The organism is Niveispirillum sp. KHB5.9, from assembly GCF_048066115.1.
In the GTDB taxonomy this organism is placed as follows: domain Bacteria; phylum Pseudomonadota; class Alphaproteobacteria; order Azospirillales; family Azospirillaceae; genus Niveispirillum.
The window spans coordinates 96143-114335 of record NZ_JBLTYX010000002.1; the positions used below are offsets into that span (position 1 = coordinate 96143).

The following is an 18193-nucleotide window of genomic DNA, read 5'->3' on the forward strand; positions in this document are numbered from 1 at the left end:
CAGCCATCCCCGCTTCAAGTAACCTCCCCATCACAAAAGCAGCAGTTTCGCCGTGACAGAAGACAGGGTTTCAGCATGCTGACCCGGCCGGCGACGCTCCAATCCAAATCCAATTGAACGAACGGGGGTTAGTATGAACGGGGAGTCAGTAAAGCGTATGGGCTGGCTGTCGCTGGGCGTCTGCACGGCGGCGTTGATGGTGTCACCGGTGCTAGCGCAAACGGGCACGACGACGGAGCCGGCCGGTGCCTCCATCCTGGAAGAGATCATCGTCACAGCCAACCGGCGCGTGGAAAGCGTGAACCGTGTGGCGGCCAGCGTCGCGGCCCTGGATCAGGCGGCCCTGGACAAGCAGGGAATCCGTAGCTTCACCGATATCGTGGCCCAGACGCCGGGCCTGTCCTTCACCCCGCCCAGCACCTTCCAGCCGGCCAATATCGCCATTCGTGGCGTGCGGTCGGTGGTGGGTGGTGCCACCACCGGCATCTATATCGACGATACGCCGATCCAGGCCCGCAATACCGGCCCGCAGAATGCCGGCGATGCCCTGCCCACCATTTTCGACCTGGACCGGGTGGAAGTGCTGCGCGGGCCGCAGGGTACGTTGTTCGGCTCCGGTTCCCAGGGCGGGTCGGTGCGTTTCATCTCCCCCACCCCCGATCTGGACGATGTGAAGGCTTATGCCCGGGCGGAGGTCACCTCCACCGACAGCGGCGGCATCGGCTATGAGGGGGGCGTGGCCACCGGCACCCCGATCATCGAGGACAAGCTGGCCGTGCGGCTCAGCGCCTCCTATCGCCGCGAGGCCGGCTATGTCGACCGCATCAATGAGCGCACGGGCGCCATGGTCGACAAGGATGCCAACAGTTCCACCGCACATACGATGAAGGCGGCGGCCCTGTTCGCCCCCAACGATATCTGGCGCATCACGCCGTCCGTGAATTTCCAGGAAACCCGCGCCAAGGACTCATCCCAGTTCTATGCCCGCCTGTCCGACCGGGACGATCAGAAGCTGATCAGCGGTCGCACCCTGGCCCAGCCGTCCAAGGACCGGTTCTATCTGCCGGCGCTGAAGGTGGAGGCCTATCTGGACGGGATGACGGCGACGTCGGTCACCTCCAACTTCACCCGCCGCCAGTCGGTAATCCTGGATTACAGCAATCTGGATGAGGGTGTGGCCCGCCTTTACAACACCAACCGCGTCGGCGGCCCGCTGCCCGGCATCGGGGTGCTGCCACTGCCCATCCTGCTGCCCGAGGCGTTCGTGGCCGCCGGCGGGGCGGAGAATGTCGTGGGTAACCGCCAGGACAATTTCACCCAGGAAATCCGCCTGCAATCCGATGGCGACGGCCCGTTCAGCTGGCTGGTCGGCGGTTTCTTCCAGCGGGCCAAACAGGTCAACACCATCGCCGTGAACGACTCCTATTACGCCGACGAATTCGAAACCCTGCTGGGCTTCCGCAACGTCAACGGCATCACCCGCTATTTCCGCGATTACCATGGCGAGGATGAGCAACTGGCGGCCTTCGCCAATGCCGATTACCAGCTGGGCGATCTGAAACTGTCGGGCGGTATCCGGGCGGCGTCGATGAAATTCTCCTATGAGGAGGAATTGAACGGGTCCTTCACCCGCGGCCGGCAATTCACCACCGGCAAGCAGAAGGAAAGCCCGATCACGCCCAAAGTCAGCCTGACCTGGGAGGCGACCGACGATGCCATGGTCTATGCATCGGCTTCCAAGGGCTTCCGCACCGGTGGCGCCAACATCCCGATCACCCCGACCCCACCCTGTCTGGCCGCCTTGTCACAGCTGGGCATGTCCAGCGCGCCCAAGACCTATGACAGCGATACGGTGTGGAATTACGAGGTCGGCAGCAAGGTCAGCCTGTTCGACCGGGCCATGCAGGTCAATGCCAGTGCCTATCATATCGACTGGAGCAACATCCAGAGCGGGGTGACGCTCAGCGGCTGCCCCGGCGCCTTCACCACCAACCTGGGATCGGCCAACAGCGACGGTTTCGACCTGGCGGTCAGCGCCAAACCCACCGATGCGCTGTTCCTGTCGCTGTCGGCCGGCTACAACCGCTCGCGCTTTGCCGAAACCGTGACGTCGAACAACATCATCCTGGCGCAGAAGGGTGCGCTGGTCAGCGACAGCCCACCCTGGCAGATCGCCGGCACGGTGGAATATTCCCTGCCGCTGGATGGTGATGCCGACGGCTATATCCGCGCCATCCACCAGTACGCCTCACGCGCCGGCGGATTGTTCGCCAAGTACGATACGCCCACCTCGTCCGGCTATGACGTCAATGGCCGGCGCAATCAGGGCTATCACCTGACCAGCCTGCGCGTGGGCTGGCGGAACGAGGATTTCGACCTGTCGATGTTCGTCGACAATCTGTTCAACTCGGCCCCGCAGTTGAACTACATCTCCAACGCGTTCCCCACCGACACGACCTATTACGCCAACACGCTGCGCCCGCGTACGATCGGTGCGACGCTGACGGCGCGGTATTGATGTCACTGCTGTCCTGGGATGGGACGCACCTGGCCCCGCTTCTTCGGAAGCGGGGTTCTTTTGTTGCCCGTGCCTCTGCGAAAACGCATGGGCACCTTCGATACCCCCCCCGGCCTCCGCCGGGGTGACGGTAGAGAGGGTTGAACCCAAGTGCCCCAGATTTCCCCAGACACTACTCCCCCTCCTCCCCCGGCCAGATGATCGACTCCCGCTGCAACGCCCGCCGCAGGTTGCGTTCGTCGCCGAAGCCGTAATCGCGGGCGATGCGTTTCAGGGTGGAGGTGCCGCGTTCCATGGCGTTCTGAGCCGCTTCCAGCCGTAATGCTGCGATGGCGCGGGCCGGCGTGCGGCCGGTCTGGTCGCGATAGCGGCGGGAGAAGGTGCGCACGCTCATCCCCGCCACTTCCGCCATGCGTTCCACGGTCAGCGGCTGGGCCAGATTCTCGCGGATCCAGGCATGCAGGGCGGCGAAGCTGTCATCGGCGGCCTGGAGCGACAGTGGCTTGCTGAATTGCGACTGCGATCCCGGACGGCGCAGATAGACGACCAGATAGCGGGCGACATCCATCGCCGCCTCGAACCCGTAATCATCCTCGATCAAAGCCAGGGCCAGGTCGATGCCGGCGGTCACACCTGCGCAGGTCCAGACATTGCCGTCGCGCAGATAGATGCGGTCATCCTCCACCTGCGTCGTCGGTGCACGCTTGCGCAGCAGGCGGGCCGCGGCCCAATGGGTCGTGGCGGTGCGCCCATCCAGCTGTCCGGCAGCGGCCAGCAGGAAGGCACCGGTGCAGACCGAACAGAGGCGCCGGACCTTGGGCGCGATCTCGGCGATCCAGCGCACCATGTCCTCGGGCACCTTGGGGGATTGCGGGCTGCCGCCGCCGGGGATGATGACGGTATCGACGGGCCCGAGGGCACTGCACGCCAGGGTTTCGATCAGCATGCCGCTGGAGGTGCGGACCTGCCCGCCCTTCAGCGACACGATGGTCAGGCGGTAGCGGGGATCATTCTCCTCCCCCGTATCATTGGTCGCCAGCCAGAAGGCTTCCAGCGGGCCGCCAACATCCAGGAAGTTGACATCCTCATACATCGCAAACGCGATATGCAGCGGCTTGGTCTGTGCCATGGCCCAACGTTACCAATGGACGATCCGGGGTGCAACTCAGCCGATAATGGCCGATTTCAATGCCATGAAGTCGCGCGGGGCGTTCACGCAATCCGCCGCGATGATCCGGCCACCGCGCAGATAGGTCAGGACCGTTCCCTGTCCGTCGGCGGTGCGCCGCATCTCCGTCGCGTGATGGCCCAGCGACAGGCCGGCGGTCTGGATCTTCAACTCATACTGGTTGGACCAGAAGGTTGGCACAGTGGCTGGCGGCGGCGGATGACCCGTCAGGGCGCAGGCGGCCAACATGGCCTGCTCCATGGCGTTCTGGACGGATTCCACCCGCAGGCGCCTGCCATCGGCGAAGGGGTTCACCCGCGCGGCACAGTCGCCGATGGCCAGGATGCCGGGCAGGCTGGTGCGGCAATCGCTATCGACATCGACTCCGTTGGACCCTTCGGCACCGGCATCGCGCAACGGCCCCACGACGGGGACAATACCGATGCCGACAATGGCCAGATCGACGGGCAGGTCGGTGCCATCCGACAGATGGGCCAAGGCCACGCGGCCATCGATACCGGAAAGCCCGGCGACGGTGACGCCCAGGCGCAGGTCAATACCAGCCGCCCGGTGCCGTTCGGCCAGCAGACGCGACAGGTCGGGGGCGGCGACGCGGGCCAGCAGCCGGTCCTGCGCCTCAACCAAAGTGACGGCGTGGCCCAGCTTGACCAGCACCGCCGCCGCCTCCAGCCCGATATAGCCGCCGCCAACGATCAGCACATGTCGGGCGGCATGCAGGTCGCCACGCAGCCCATCCACATCGGCGCGCGTGCGGATGACATGGATGCCGAACAGGTCGGCACCGGGACAGGTCAGGCGGCGGGGCGCGCCGCCCGCGGCCCAGATCAGGCGGCCATAGGGGATGCTATCCCCGTCGGCTAGCGTCAGCCGGCGGGCGGCGGGATCGACGGCCACAACGCGGCGGCCGGGCATCAGGGCGATATCCTTGGAAGCCCAGAAGGAAGGCGAGCGGAGGGCGAGCCGCTCCAGCGGCCGCTCGCCGGCCAGATATTCCTTGGACAAAGGCGGGCGCTCATAGGGCGCGTCGGGTTCATCGCCCAGCAGCAGGATGCGGCCCGTGTACTGTCGCTGGCGCAGGGCGATGGCGGCCTGGGCACCGGCATGGCCGGCACCGACGATGACGATCGGGTCATCCATCGGCTCAGCCCTCCGCCATGACCGTCACGCACAGCCCGTCCAGCGCCGGCGACAGGGGCACCTGGCAGGACAGGCGCGACGCCGGTGTGACGTTGGGCAAGGCACCCAGCAAATCCTGCTCATCGGCCGATGGCGGCGTCAGCGCATCAATGGGACCGCCGGTCACCACCACATGGCAAGTGGCGCAGGAACAGCAGCCGCCGCACATGGCCAACAGCCCTTCCGCCCCGGCATCGCGGATGACGGACATCAGGCTGTCACCCTCCGTCCCCTCCAGCGACAGGATGGTGCCGTCGGCATCCTGGATGGTCAGCCGGATGCTCATGGTGCCTCACCCGTGCGGGCGGCCATGTCCAGCGCCTGACGCAGCACCTGGCGGTCGCCGATATGGTTCGCCAGGATCAGCACCAGCCGGGCGTTCAGCGCGTGGCTCTCGGCTTCCGCCCGGCCCTGGTGCAGGGCCAGCAGTTCGGCATAGAACCCGTCCGGGTCCGGGATATTGGGGGTCAGGGTCAGGTCGCTCATGCGGTAAATCCCATGGCCTTGCGGTGGGTGGCGGCGATGGCGGCGGCATAGGGCCGGTGCCATCGGGCCACGACATACTGGTCGGGCCGGAACAGATAGGCCGATCCCGGCACCATGGCGTAGCGGCAGCCGGCGGCGCTGTCGGCGACAACGGATAGCAGCCGCACCCCATCGGGCAGCGGCCCTTCCCAGCCATCAGTCATCAGCACGAAATCCCCGCCCAGCTTTTCCAGCAGCCAACCATCGTCCAGGGCGGCATCCAGCGCCGGACCGCCGGGCGGCACACCGCCATCCCAGTTGTCGGCATCATCGCTGTTCAGCGGCCCGCCGGGGTAGCTCACCGGCGTGGACAGGCGGCCGGAATTGACCATGGGCCGGGCGAAGGGGCAGTGCCCGGCCAGGTCCAGCACCGCATCGCGGAACAGCAGGCTGACCGGCGATTTCGGGGTCAGGAAATCGGTGGAGCGGCTGGAATTCAGGATATTCTCATCCGCCGTCACAATCGCCTCATGGTCATAGCTTTCCAGCAGGCCGGGGCCGGCCAGCCCGCGCAGCACCAGATCCAGCTTCCAGCCCAGATTGTCGATATCGGCCAGCCCGCCATTGCAGCCCCGCGCCCCGAAGGGGGAGACGAGATGGGCGCTGTCGCCGGCGAAGATCACGTTCCCATGCAGGAAACGGCGCATGCGCCGGCACTGGAAGGTATAAAGGCTGGTCCAGACCAGTTCATACTCCACATCGTCGCCCAGCATGGCGCTGGCCAGCCGGCGGACATTGGCGGGATCCAGGGCCTTGTCGCGGTCGATGTTCCAACCCAGCTGGAAATCCAGGCGCCAGACATCGTCCGGCTGGCGGTGCAGCAGGGCCGATTGGCCGGGATTGAAGGGCGGGTCGAACCAGAACCAGCGCTCCGCCGGCCTTTCGCCCTTCATGCTGATGTCGGCGATCAGGAAATGATCCTCGAACACCCGCCCGTCGAAATCCAGGCCCAGCAGGGATCGGATGGAAGACCGGCTGCCATCGCAGGCGATCAGCCAGCGGGTGCGCAGCGTATAGGCGCCCTGTCCTGTTTCCACAGCCAGGGTGGCGCCGTCGGTATCGGTCACCACGCCGGTGACGTCATGGCCCCAGCGGATCTCGACATTGGGCAGGGCGGCCACGGCCCGCCACAGATATTCCTCCACATGGTACTGCTGGATATTCACGAAGCCCGGCCGCTTCTGCCCCTTCACCGGCAGCATGTCGAACTGGTAGAGCGGATCGGCGGCGTCGCGGCGGAACACCTTGCCGACATTCCAGACCACACCCTTGTCCATGACGGCGTCGCCGATGCCCAGCCGGTCGAAAATATCCAGGGAACGTTTGGAAAAGCAGATGGCCTTGGACCCGGCGGGGATGAAATCCAGCCGGTTCAGCACCATGACCCGGTGTCCGCGCCGGCCCAGATCCAGCGCCATGGCAAGGCCCACGGGGCCGGCACCGACGATGGCGATGGGCACGTCACCGGTATTGCCGGCGGGGAGTGGGCTGGCTTGCATGGAAAGCCAGACGGGGATGTTACCGCGTACCGACATGGCCCTCACCCCTGCAGCTGCGCCCAGACGGCGCGATCGCGTTCCATGGTCCATATACGCGGCCAGTCGATGCCGTCCAGTTCGTCCCACAGGCGCTGGATATTGAAGGGCAGGCAATGTTCGAAGATCGGCCAATGGCCGAATTGCGGGGACAGCGCCTGGTGCGTCGCTTCGAACGCCTGCTTCAGGCTGCCGCCGGCCGCATGCACCGGGCCGACATGGCCGATCATGCCTGTCAGGAAGCCGCGGGTCTGTTCGATGGCGGCATTCACCGCCACCGGCCCGCGTGCCACGGCACCGCGCCCACCGACCAGCTGTTCGGCACCGAACGCCTTCACCCGGTCCAGCGTGGCGCCGGCCCAATCCATGTGGAAGGCGTCGCCGGTGTAAAGCGCAGCTTCGGCCTCCACCAGATCACCAGCGAACAGGCTTTTCGACTTGCCATGCCAGGCGACAATGTCGCCTGCCGTGTGGCCGCGCCCACAGAAGCGCAGTTCCAGCGTGCCGCGTGCGCCACCCAACTCGATCTCCACGCCATTGTCGAAGGACAGGTCGGGGAAGGTCAGGCCGGGGATTTCATCCGCCCCTTTGAACAGGCGCGGCATGCGGCCCTGCTCGCTGTCCCAATCCTGCCGGCCGCGTTCCTGGATCAGGGTGCGGGTGGGGGCACTGGCCAGCACGATATCGGCGCCAAAACCGGCGGCACCCAGCGCACGCACGGCATGGTAATGGGTCAGCACCAGATAGCGCACCGGCTTGTCCGTGTGCCGGCGCAGCTGCGCCAGCCAGTCGCGCGCCGCCGAGGGCGTAGCGCGGGCGTCGATGCAGACAAGGAAATCCTCCCCCTCCACCGCACCGACATTGGGATCGCCCTCCGCCGTCAGGGCATAGACCCCGTCCGACACGATCTCCAGCGTTTCCCGCTTCTCCGCCAGATCGGCGGAGGATGCGAAGGACTTGGTCATTGCGGGGCTCCCCATGCTTATTGGTGATTAGTCAACGATATGAACCTGAATATCAGGATGCGCAACCAAACGCGTCCCCTGTCGCGGCTGCCGCAACTAAGCCGGCAGCCAGACCGTGAAGCCGCAGGAGGAACCGGTGCCTCCCTCCGTCCGATAGAGGCGCTGGTAATCCACCAGTTCCATCTTCAGCCCCGCCTGGTTCATGGCCGCCGCCGTGGCGATCCAGCTTTTGCATTCCGATGTGCCGGCCATCAGCTCGTTCTGCGGAATGGCGCGCAGCCAGTCGGGCTTGCCCGACGCCATGGCGGCCAGGAACTGCCGGTCCCATGCCTCATCCACCACGAAATGCGTCAGGCCACCGGTGGTGAACAGGGCCACGCGCGCATCACTTTCCCAGGCGGCGATGGCCTGTGCCAGGACCATGCCGAAATCATAGCAGCGGGCGGCGGTGGGGCTGTTCTCGTAATACCAGCAGTTCACATCGACCGGCACATGCGGCTTCACATGATCGCGCATAATGTTCTTGTAAAGGAAGCCATAGGCGTGCGGCATGCCGTACAGCAGGGACTGGTCACCCTGCACCGTCGGCTTTTCATGGCAGAGGGTCACGTCGAACCCGCCTTCACACACCAGATGCCCGGCCAGATGCAGACCCAGCGCGCGGTGGCCGGGATAGTCGGTGTGCCCGTCGGGCAGATGACCATGGTCGGCGATCTCGATCCCCGCCGGCAGGCGGGCATTCTGTTCCGCCGTGCGCGGCATGTTGGCGATGGTCGGGGCGGCGATGATGGCGAAGGCCGGGATCATGCCGCTGAAAATCTCCTTCTGGTCATTGCCGACAATGACCACGATGTCGGGATCAACCTGCCGGTAAAGCGCGTGCAGCCGGTCCATGGCGGCGAAGCTGCGTTCCAGCGCCTGTTCGCGGATCGGCATGGACAGCTGGCTGGCGATATCCTCATCCCGGCGTAGCGCTTCCAGCTCGGCATAGGGCAGCTTGCGGCCCTTGTACCAGAAGGGCACGCCATCCTGCCGGTCGCGGGCCGCACGGATATCCCAATCCCGGGCCAGCGTGTGCAGTTGCGGCGTGTGGGCGCAGCCGATGCCCAGGACGATCTCAGCCATGATGCGCACTCCATTGGTTGACAAGTCAACGATATCGGGTTTATGCCAATGCCAGCATCGAACGGGAAGGAAGTTCCATGAAGCTGGCGACGATCGAACATCAAGGACGCATGCGCACCGTTGCCCAGACGGCGGACGGACTGCTGCTGGACCTGGCGGCGGCCGATGCCGCCCCCTTTCTGACCGGCATGCAGGCGATCATCGAGGCGGAGGAACGGTCGCTGCCCGTGATATCCGGCCTGCTGGCCCGCAACCGCGGCGACCATCTGCTGTCGCCGGACGATGTGCGGTTCCTGGCGCCGCTGCCGGTGCCCAACTCCATCCGCGACTTCGCGAATTTCGAGCTGCATTGCCTGCAGGCGCTGGAAACCAGCATGCGCATGCGCGCATCCACCCAGCCCGATCCGGAAGCAGCCTATCAGGCCTACAAGGCCAGCGGCGCCTATGCCCTGCCCGCGATCTGGTATGAGCGGCCCTTCTATTTCAAGGGCAACCGCATGACCTGTTCCGGCCATGGCGGCACCATCCAATGGCCGCGCTTCAGCCGGACCTTGGATTACGAGGTGGAATTCGCCGCCATCATCGGCCGCAAGGGCGTGGACATCACCGTGGACCGGGCGCGGGACCATATTTTCGGCTATACGATCTATAATGATTTCAGTGCCCGCGACGAACAGGTCCGCGACCAGCAGTTCCGCATGGGGCCCAGCAAGGGCAAGGATTTCGACACCGGCAACGCCATGGGCCCCTGGATCGTGACGCGTGACGAAGTGCCCGATCCCTATGCCCTGACCATGCAATGCCGCATCAATGGCCAGACCCAGGGCGTGGGCCGGTCCGGCGACATGCAGCACCGGTTCGAAGCCTGCATCGCCTTCCTCAGCCGGGACGAGACCCTGTTCCCCGGCGACGTGCTGGGGTCGGGCACCATGGGCAATGGCTGCGGGTTCGAGACCGGGCGTTATCTGGAACCGGGCGATGTCGTGGAGATCGAGATCGACGGCATCGGCACCCTGCGCAATGTGATCGGGGAGAGGCGGTAGGGGCATGGAGGCCCTGTCATGGCAACTGCCGATGATGGTGCGTGGATGGTTCCCCATGCCTTTCCTCCCAATTTCCCGTCATCCCAGGCTTCGCGCAGGGGCGCTAAGGTAATCCCTTGGAATAAGGTGCTTTTCCCGCAAAAGCTTGGGCTGCAATGGTTTCAGCAATATCTACCGTCACCCCGGCGAAGGCCGGAGCCCAGTTCGTAGGGCGAAGCTCTTGTGACTGGGGCCCCGGCCTTCGCCGGGGTGACGGTAGAGAGTGTGTAACGGCAGTGCCCAAGAGCTTCGCGAAGACCTCACGAAAATGGGGAAGGCAGGAATGAGATTGCCTGAGCCTATTGCTCCTACAGCCCGAACAGCTTCTCGGCCGTCCCGCCCCTGATCTGGCGGGCCGCCGCCCCACCCATGGCGTTCACCCTTTCCAGGCAGCCCGCCATGTCGCCGATATTGTGCGGATAGTCGGAGCCATACATCACCCGCTCCGGCCCGCCGGCCACATGCACGCACAGGTCCAGCGCCGCCTTCTCATAGACCACGGCGTCGTAATAGATCTGGCGCAGGTAATGGCTGGGCGGCAGCTTGATCTTCTCCGCACAGGCCGGGATACGCTCATGACAGCGGTCCAGACGCCCGGCCAGATAGGGCAAGGTGCCGCCGCCATGGGCGGCGATGATCTTCAGGTTGCGATAGCGGTCCAGGAACCCGTCGAAGATCATGCGGGCGATGGCCAGGGTGGTGTCGAACATGAAGCCGACGGGCGGCACCAGCCCATATTCGTCCATACCCATCTGCGCCGCACCCTGTGGGGCGGTGGGATGCACCAGGACGGGCAGCGCGTGCCGGTCGATGGCGTCCCAAATGGGCGCGAATTGCGGGTCGGTCAGGTTGCGTTCATCGACATTGGCGGTGACGAACACACCGGCAGCACCCAGCGCCACCGCCCGGTCCAGTTCCGCCACGGCAGCACCGGCATATTGCCAGGGCAGCGTGGCGAACCAGCGCAGGCGCTGCGGGTGCCGGTCCTGCTGTTCGGCCATCAGGTCGTTGATGATGCGGGCGGCTTGGGTGCTGACCGCCTCCCCACCCCAATAGGCGCTGGGGCAGGTCAGCGACACGATGGCCAAATCAACCCCGGCCCGGTCCATGTTGCGGACCCGCAGATCGAAATCCAGCATCTCCGGGAACAGGGTCATGAAGGGCGCGCCATGCAGGAAGATGCTTTCCTGCCCGGCCTTGGTATGTTTGACCTCATATTTGGGCGCCCCGTGGTGGCGCAGCATGTCCAGCCATTCGGCCCCGATCATGTGGGTATGGACGTCGATGACGCTCATCTTCCATTCCCTCACTTCACCAGATTGACGCGGTTGGTCAGGCGGCCCAGCCCTTCGACCTCCACATCCGTCAGCTTGCCGTCATAGAGGCCCAGATAGGTGCCGACATTGCCCTTGGGGTGCTTGGCCGTGCCCTTGGACGCCGTGCCCGGATGGATGCAGTCGCCCGGTTCCATGGTGAACCATTTGCTGGCCTCGGCGATCACCCGCTGGATGGGGAAGAAGTAGTTGGCCGTGCTGTCGTCGGTGTAGCATTCCCCATCGATATAGCCGCGCACCGACAGCTTGTTGGGGTCCTTGACCTCGTCCTTCGTGGTCAGCCACGGGCCCATGGCGGCGAACGTGTCGGCCGCCTTCGATTTGGCGTGGTAGATGAAATAGAGATAGGTGTCCTCCGGCCCGAACGTCTCCCGCCAGGCCAGATGATGGGGTTTCACCAGATCGGGCGTCTGTTTCAGGGCAATGGCGTCCTGGCTGAACTTCACGCCGCTGGCCGTGACGTCGTTGGTCAGGGTGTAGCCGAAGACGTAATCCAGCGCCTCTTCCGGCTCGACATTCTTGGCGACCTTGCCGAACACGATCACCGGTTCGGGTTCCGGGATCGACTGGCCATGTTCCTTCAGGATGTCGATGGTCTTGTTGTGGCCGGTCAACGCGTTGCGGCCCTTGATGAAGAACATCGGGGCCGTCATCGGCTTATAGGCCTTGCTGTTCAGATTGTTGTTGTTGACCGCACAGCCCAGGATCTTCGACGGGCGCGGGTTGGGCGCCATCCAGTCGGCATCGGCCAGTTCGATCACCGGCAGGCTGCCGGCCACCGCCCGCGCAATGGCATCGGCCGCCGCATCCAGCCCGGAATCGCCGGCCAGGATCAGGTCCTCCATCCAGGTGAAGGGCAGCGCCACGCCCTTGTCATCCGCCACCCGTGCGATCACCTGCGGCTTTCCATTCAGCCGGATCGTGCCCAGTTTCATGCCTTGACCCTCCGTTACATTGTTGACTTATCAACTTCATGGGCGCACTAAGCCCCTGATGTCCTTGCAGAGCCGGCCACCATGACCCGCACCGAAACAGCCGATATCGAAACGTTCCTGTCCTACCGGCTCTCCATCGTGTCGCGGCTGATCAACCGCCGTTCCACGCGCTACTTCACCGAAAAACACGGCCTGACCCTGGCCGAATGGCGGGCCCTGGCGCAGATCGCGGCCGGCCGGGCCACCAGCGTCCAGGCCATTGCCGCCCGTACCTGTTCCGACAAGGGCCAGATCAGCCGGGCCATCGCCACCCTGCTGGACAAGGGGCTGATCACATCCCTGCCCGACACCAATGACCGCCGCCTGATCAATTTCGACCTGACGGCGGCGGGTGCCGCCATCCATGACGAGATCCTGCCCATGCGGGCAGAGGAAAACGCCATGATCGCCGGCCTGATGAGCGAGGAGGAGTTGACCCTGTTCCATGATGTCCTGGATCGTATCCAGGCCCGGTTGGATTAAAGCGTCTCCACCGCATCCTCGGCGATCATGCCCATGGCGATCTGGTATTCCCGCTTCACCTCTTCCGGCTGGCCGGTCTGATGCTGGTAATGCGGCTGATTCAGATTGTAGGCCAGCTTGCGGGACAGGGCCCGGCTCTCCTCCAGCGTCATGGACTGGGTGAAAAGCTCACGGTGTTTGATCGGCAGCTCGATACAGCGGTTGCGGTCCGGATCGCGGACCAGGCCCATCGGGTCCTGCCCCTGTTCCACCAGCTTCATGTTCTTCTCGAAACAGCGACGCATCATGATGATGCCCAGGTCGCTCTGGCCCAGATGTTCGGCCGTACGGTCGGCGATGGTGCCCTGGCCGGCCCAGGCGACGATATCCTGGTTCATGACATGGGAGACGATCCAGCGCCCGGTCTCGTCCTTGATCGGGCCCTTCCACCAGGGCACGCGCTTCTGCACGAAGGGCTCGCGGTTGCTGGGCACGCGGTGGAACATCCAGGTGACGGACAGGGTGTTCTCGTCATCCACCGGCACGCGCCATTCGATATGATCGCCCAGGAAGAAGGCATTGGGCCAGAGGGCCGTGGCGCCCACCGTCCAATGCTGGTTGTCCCGGTCCGTATCCTCGCGCACCCGTCGATAGATATGGCCGAATTCGAACTCGTCGAATTTCAGCTCCAGATGCGTGGGCCCATAGGACCCATCGCCGAACAGGCGCGAGGACCAGTTGCGGTGCATCCATTCGAAATGCACGGGATCGCAGCTGTTCTCCTGGCACTGGAACCAGTTGCAGGGAATATCGGCGAACACCACCTGGGTGAAGCCGTTCTCCCAGGTGAAAGGCTCCCAGTTGGGCACCAATGGTGCGGGGTCCGGCCCCATATAGGCCCAGAGCATACCGGCCCGCTGTTCAACCTTGTAGGCCTTGATGCGGATCTTGTCGCGGAAGCGGGCGCGGGGATTGGCGATATCCTCGAACGGCTGTTCCGTGCACTGGCCCGACTTGCCAAAGCACCAGCCATGATAGGAACAGCGCAGCCCATCCTCCTCCAGGATGCCGTAGGACATGTCGGCACCGCGATGCGGGCAGTGGCGATCGACCAGGCCGTGGCTGCCGTCGCTGTTGCGGAACAGCACCAGATCCTCACCCAGCAGGCGCACAGTCTTGATGGGATCAGCCTCCAGCTCCGCGATGGCCGCCACGGGGTGCCAGTAGCGGCGCAGCAGGTCGCCCATGGGTGTGCCGGGACCGACCCGGACCAGACGTTCATTCTGTGCGGCACTGACCATCGTTTCGCCTCTCTCGCCGGTATGGTCAGACCCTAAGGTTTCCGTACCGCCAGCCGCAACAAGTGGCCCAGCGAAGTTGCACCAGCCGCAACACGGGAATAGGCTTTCCTGATGATCGACCGTGACCCGCGCCGCCGCGCCCCGCAATCCGCCCCGCCCAAGATCGAAACCGTGGCCACGGCCGCGACCATCATCGATTTCCTGGCGGAGGCAGAGCAGCCGCAGGGCGTGCAGCAGATCGCCGACGCGTTGGGCATCACCAAATCGCGCGTGTCCCGCCACATGGCGAACCTGGAGGCATTGGGCCTGGTTTCCCGCCTGGCCCAGGGACGGGGGTTCCGGCTGGGCTGGCGCGTGGTGCGCTGGGGCCAGATCGGGGCCGGGCGGCAGAACCTGTCCGCCCTGCTGGACCCCGCCCTGCAGGCGCTGAACCGGGAAACGGGGCGCACCGTGCTGCTGTGCGCACCGGCCGGGGGCGACGCCATCGTCAGCAAATGCCTGCCGGCGACCAGCGCCATCCGCATCGATGTCAGCGTCGGGCTGGTCTTGTCCCTGCCCCATTCCCCCACCGCCCGCATCGCCTATGCCTTCCAGCCGCGCGAATGGCGCCACGAGATGCTGGCGCATCTGAAGCAGCGGGAGTCGGATTTCCGGGTGGAGAATGAGGAGATATTCACCCGCCAGATCGCGGATATCCATCGGCTCTACCATTGCTGGGACCGCAACAAATACAATGTCGGCTATGGCGCCATCGCCGCCCCGGTCTTCGGCGAGGACGAGGCGCTGGTCGCCATCATCGCCCTGATCATGCCCAGCGAGGAACTGGCGGGCACCGCGCCCGCCCCCGCCCTGGTGGAGGCGCTGCTGCGTCATTGCCAGGCGGCCACCGCCCTTCTGGGGTCCCGGATGCGGTTCCCGGTACAGGGCGGCCGGATGTGAAATTTCTTTGAAACTTCTTTTGCGGTCGGTGACGGGACATGATCCCTTCTCCAGCCGCAAACGTTTTCCTTCCGATCAGTCCCTACGGAGCCACCTGAGATGGATTTCTTCCGCCGCTTCAATTTCCTGGTCTGCGCCCCCGCCTTCGAGGCCGACGAACTGGAAGGCTCCCGCCTGCAGGACATCATCGGCGAGGTGGAGCGGCTGGGCTTCGAAGTGACCAAGGCGCGCCGGATCGAGGATGCGGAACTGGCCATCCGCACCGACGCGGCCATCGGCTGCATGGTGCTGGACTGGGGTAAGCGCTGGTCGGAGGGCAAGGCGGCGGCCCTGATCTCCCTGGTTCGCGCCCGCGGGCTGGAGATGCCTATCGTGCTGGTGGTGCGGCGCAAGCGGCTGGAGGATATCCCGGTCGACGTGATGCGGGAGATCGATGGATACATCTTCCTGGCGGAGGAGACGCCGCAGTTCATCGCCAAGAACCTGATCAGCCGCCTACGCCAATATGCCGAAACGCTGAAGACCCCGTTCTTCGGTGCGCTGGTCGATTATGCCGAGGAGGGCAACCAGCTCTGGACCTGCCCCGGCCATAATGGCGGCATCTTCTACAGCCGCAGCCCCATCGGCCGCATCTTCGTGGAACATCTGGGCGAGGCGATCTTCCGCGACGACCTGGATAATTCCGTCGTCGATCTGGGCGATCTGCTGGTCCATGAAGGCCCCGCCCTGCGCGCGCAGAAGGAAGCCGCCAAGATTTTCGGGGCGGAGCGCACCTATTTCGTCCTGAACGGCACCTCGGCGTCGAACAAGGTGGTGCTGGGGGCGCTGGTGGCGGAGGATGACCTGGTGCTGTTCGACCGCAACAACCACAAGGCCGCCCATCATGGTGCGCTGCTGCTGGGCCAGGGCACGCCGATCTTCCTGGAGACCGACCGCAACGCCCATGGCCTGATCGGTCCCATCGATTACGAGGCGCTGGACGAGGACAAGATCAGGGAGAAGATCCGCACCCATCCGATGGTGAAGGACCCCGACGCCTGGAAGAAGCCGCGCCCCTTCCGCGTGGCGGTGATCCAGCAATGTACCTATGACGGCACCATCAACAATGCCGACCTGCTGGTGCAGAAGCTGGGGCCGCTCTGCGACTATATCCTGTTCGACGAGGCCTGGGCCGGCTTCATGAAGTTCCACCCGCTGTTCCAGGGCCGTTTCGGCATGGGCGTGAAGGAACTGGGCCCCGACAGCCCCGGCATCATCACCACCCAGTCGACCCACAAGCAGCTGGCCAGCTTCAGCCAGGCATCGCAGATCCATGTGAAGGACAAGCATATCGGCGATATCGAGCGGCGGGTGGAACATCGCCGCTTCAATGAAAGCTTCCTCCAGCACGCCTCCACCAGCCCGTTCTATCCCATCTTCGCCTCGCTGGATGTCGGCGCGCAGATGATGAAGGGCAAGTCGGGCGAGGTGCTGTGGGACGACACGATCCGGCTGGGCGTGGAAATCCGCAAGAAGCTGCGCACCATAGGCCGGGAATTCCTGGAGAAGGAGAGCGATCCCGCCCGGCAATGGTTCTTCGACCCGTTCGTGCCCGACGTGACCAATCTGGACGGGCTGGATGTACGGTGGGAGGATGTGCCCACCGACGATCTGGCCCGCGATCCGTCGCACTGGATGCTGGAACCGGGCCGCGACTGGCACGGGTACAAGCATCTGGGGCCGGATTATGCCATGACCGACCCCAACAAGCTGACCATCCTGACGCCGGGCTTCGACCGCAAGACCGGCGCTTATCTGGATCAGGGCGTGCCCGCACCCGTGGTGGCGGAGTACCTGCGTGAAAACCAGATCGTGCCGGAGAAGAACGACCTGAACTCGCTGCTGTTCCTGCTGACGCCCGGCGTGGAGAGCAGCAAGGCCGGCGGCCTGATGAGTGCCTTGATCTTCTTCAAGCGCCTGCATGACGACAACGCGCTGCTGGATGAGATCATGCCCGATTTCGTCCGCCGCCGCGCGCCCCGCTATAATGGTGTACGCCTGGGCGACCTGTGCCGCGACATCCACAGCTTCTATCGCGACCACAATATCAGCGCCCTGCAGCGCCGGCAGTTCCGGCCCGAACATCTGCCGGAAATGGCCATGCTGCCGCACAAGGCCGCCAAGCAGCTTGTCCGCAACAAGGTGGATTTCGTCACCCTGGACCAGCTGGAAGGCCGCATCGCCACCACCCTGATGCTGGTCTATCCGCCCGGCATCGCCACCATCCTGCCCGGCGAGCGGCTGACGGAACGGGCCAAGCCGATGATCGATTACCTGAAAGTGTTCGAAAAGGGGGCCAACCTGTTCCCCGGCTTCGACAATGAGATCCAGGGCGTTTATCGCAAGCTGGACCCCGATGGCCGCATCCGTTTCTATACCTATGTCGTTCGTGAATAGGATCAGCAGTACCCATGACTTTGACGCCTGTTACCGGCCCCGCTCCCGCATCCACCCTGATCGTCCGTCCGTCGACGGAGGCAGATGTGGAGGCGATGCTGGCCATCTATGTCCATTACATCAACCGGGGCCTCGGCGATTACGAGCCTGAGGACCCGGACGAGGATGATATCAAGCGCCGGCGCAAGAACATGCTGAGCAAGCGGCTGCCGCATGTGGCGGCCGAGCTGGACGGCGTGGTGGTGGGCTATGCCTATGCCGTGCCGTTCCGCAAGCGCCCGGCCTATCGCTATGCCGTGAAACATTCGATCTATGTGCATCATGACCATTTGTCCACCGGGGTGGGCAGGCGGCTGATGCAGTTCCTGATCGATGCCTGCGCGGCGGCGGGGTTCCGGCAGATGATCGGCTATATCGATGCGGCCAATGAAAAGTCGCTGCGCTTGCATGACAGTTTCGGCTTCACCCGCTGCGGCTTCCTGCCCTCCGTCGGCTATAAATACGGCCGCTGGACGGACAGCGTCATGGTCATCCGGCCGCTGGGCGAGGGCAACAGCACCCCGCCCCTGCCCATGCCGAAGAAAGTGAAGGCGAAGCCGCCGGCCGGCGACATGCCCGCCTCCTGATGCGTG

16 protein-coding genes are annotated in these 18193 nt (G+C 64.6%); 6 read left to right on the forward strand and 10 right to left on the reverse strand.

Annotated elements, in window-relative coordinates:
- The first annotated feature begins 133 nt into the window (after nucleotides 1-133).
- Nucleotides 134-2518, forward strand: a complete 2385-nt coding sequence (locus tag ACM9HJ_RS05100; RefSeq protein WP_416570617.1) for a TonB-dependent receptor — start codon at nucleotides 134-136, stop codon at nucleotides 2516-2518.
- A gap of 172 nt (nucleotides 2519-2690) precedes the next feature.
- On the opposite strand, the gene ACM9HJ_RS05105 is transcribed toward ACM9HJ_RS05100, so the two are convergent.
- The 7 genes from ACM9HJ_RS05105 to ACM9HJ_RS05135 all read right to left on the reverse strand — a co-directional run bounded on the left by ACM9HJ_RS05105 (nucleotide 2691) and on the right by ACM9HJ_RS05135 (nucleotide 9033).
- Complete coding sequence (locus tag ACM9HJ_RS05105) at nucleotides 2691-3647, reverse strand: GlxA family transcriptional regulator (RefSeq protein WP_416570618.1); 957 nt, start codon at nucleotides 3645-3647, stop codon at nucleotides 2691-2693.
- 36 nt (nucleotides 3648-3683) lie between these two features.
- The gene (locus ACM9HJ_RS05110) at nucleotides 3684-4844 is read right to left on the reverse strand and encodes an NAD(P)/FAD-dependent oxidoreductase (protein ID WP_416570619.1); all 1161 of its coding nucleotides are present in this window, start codon (nucleotides 4842-4844) and stop codon (nucleotides 3684-3686) included.
- Between the two features lie 4 nt (nucleotides 4845-4848).
- Nucleotides 4849-5169, reverse strand: a complete 321-nt coding sequence (locus ACM9HJ_RS05115) for a 2Fe-2S iron-sulfur cluster-binding protein (RefSeq protein ID WP_416570620.1) — start codon at nucleotides 5167-5169, stop codon at nucleotides 4849-4851.
- Nucleotides 5166-5369, reverse strand: coding sequence for a DUF2783 domain-containing protein (locus tag ACM9HJ_RS05120; RefSeq protein ID WP_416570621.1), 204 nt, complete (start codon nucleotides 5367-5369; stop codon nucleotides 5166-5168). The genes ACM9HJ_RS05115 and ACM9HJ_RS05120 overlap by 4 nt, the downstream gene beginning before the upstream one ends.
- Nucleotides 5366-6943, reverse strand: a complete 1578-nt coding sequence (locus tag ACM9HJ_RS05125) for an FAD-dependent oxidoreductase (protein WP_416570622.1) — start codon at nucleotides 6941-6943, stop codon at nucleotides 5366-5368. The genes ACM9HJ_RS05120 and ACM9HJ_RS05125 overlap by 4 nt, the downstream gene beginning before the upstream one ends.
- A 5-nt stretch (nucleotides 6944-6948) precedes the next feature.
- Nucleotides 6949-7908 (reverse strand): MBL fold metallo-hydrolase, encoded by a 960-nt coding sequence (locus ACM9HJ_RS05130; RefSeq protein ID WP_416570623.1) that lies wholly within the window; start codon nucleotides 7906-7908, stop codon nucleotides 6949-6951.
- A gap of 96 nt (nucleotides 7909-8004) precedes the next feature.
- Nucleotides 8005-9033, reverse strand: coding sequence for a hypothetical protein (locus ACM9HJ_RS05135; RefSeq protein ID WP_416570624.1), 1029 nt, complete (start codon nucleotides 9031-9033; stop codon nucleotides 8005-8007).
- 77 nt (nucleotides 9034-9110) lie between these two features.
- On the opposite strand from ACM9HJ_RS05135, the gene ACM9HJ_RS05140 reads away from it, so the two are divergent.
- Nucleotides 9111-10076 carry a fumarylacetoacetate hydrolase family protein gene (locus tag ACM9HJ_RS05140; protein ID WP_416570625.1) on the forward strand — a complete coding sequence of 322 codons (966 nt, stop codon included), beginning with the start codon at nucleotides 9111-9113 and terminating at the stop codon, nucleotides 10074-10076.
- A 347-nt stretch (nucleotides 10077-10423) separates the two neighbouring features.
- Here the strand turns inward: ACM9HJ_RS05140 and ACM9HJ_RS05145 are convergent, their stop codons facing one another.
- Together ACM9HJ_RS05145 and ACM9HJ_RS05150 are read right to left on the reverse strand one after the other, a co-directional pair.
- Complete coding sequence (locus tag ACM9HJ_RS05145; protein WP_416570626.1) at nucleotides 10424-11410, reverse strand: amidohydrolase family protein; 987 nt, start codon at nucleotides 11408-11410, stop codon at nucleotides 10424-10426.
- 11 nt (nucleotides 11411-11421) lie between these two features.
- Nucleotides 11422-12384: a fumarylacetoacetate hydrolase family protein gene (locus tag ACM9HJ_RS05150; RefSeq protein WP_416570627.1), complete on the reverse strand. Its 963-nt coding sequence runs from the start codon at nucleotides 12382-12384 to the stop codon at nucleotides 11422-11424.
- An 81-nt stretch (nucleotides 12385-12465) separates the two neighbouring features.
- Here ACM9HJ_RS05150 and ACM9HJ_RS05155 point away from each other — a divergent pair, with 81 nt between their 5' ends.
- On the forward strand, nucleotides 12466-12906 hold the full coding sequence (locus tag ACM9HJ_RS05155; RefSeq protein WP_416570628.1) for a MarR family winged helix-turn-helix transcriptional regulator: 441 nt from the start codon (nucleotides 12466-12468) through the stop codon (nucleotides 12904-12906).
- Here the strand turns inward: ACM9HJ_RS05155 and ACM9HJ_RS05160 are convergent.
- Complete coding sequence (locus tag ACM9HJ_RS05160; RefSeq protein ID WP_416570629.1) at nucleotides 12903-14186, reverse strand: Rieske 2Fe-2S domain-containing protein; 1284 nt, start codon at nucleotides 14184-14186, stop codon at nucleotides 12903-12905. The two genes, ACM9HJ_RS05155 and ACM9HJ_RS05160, sit on opposite strands and share 4 nt — an antisense overlap.
- A 111-nt stretch (nucleotides 14187-14297) precedes the next feature.
- Here ACM9HJ_RS05160 and ACM9HJ_RS05165 point away from each other — a divergent pair, with 111 nt between their 5' ends.
- The 3 genes from ACM9HJ_RS05165 to ACM9HJ_RS05175 all read left to right on the forward strand — a co-directional run bounded on the left by ACM9HJ_RS05165 (nucleotide 14298) and on the right by ACM9HJ_RS05175 (nucleotide 18187).
- Complete coding sequence (locus ACM9HJ_RS05165) at nucleotides 14298-15125, forward strand: IclR family transcriptional regulator (protein ID WP_416570630.1); 828 nt, start codon at nucleotides 14298-14300, stop codon at nucleotides 15123-15125.
- Between the two features lie 99 nt (nucleotides 15126-15224).
- Entirely contained in the window at nucleotides 15225-17561 is a 2337-nt protein-coding gene (locus tag ACM9HJ_RS05170) for an Orn/Lys/Arg decarboxylase N-terminal domain-containing protein (protein ID WP_416570631.1), read from the forward strand.
- A gap of 14 nt (nucleotides 17562-17575) precedes the next feature.
- Entirely contained in the window at nucleotides 17576-18187 is a 612-nt protein-coding gene (locus tag ACM9HJ_RS05175; RefSeq protein WP_416570632.1) for a GNAT family N-acetyltransferase, read from the forward strand.
- Nucleotides 18188-18193: the final 6 nt, after the last annotated feature.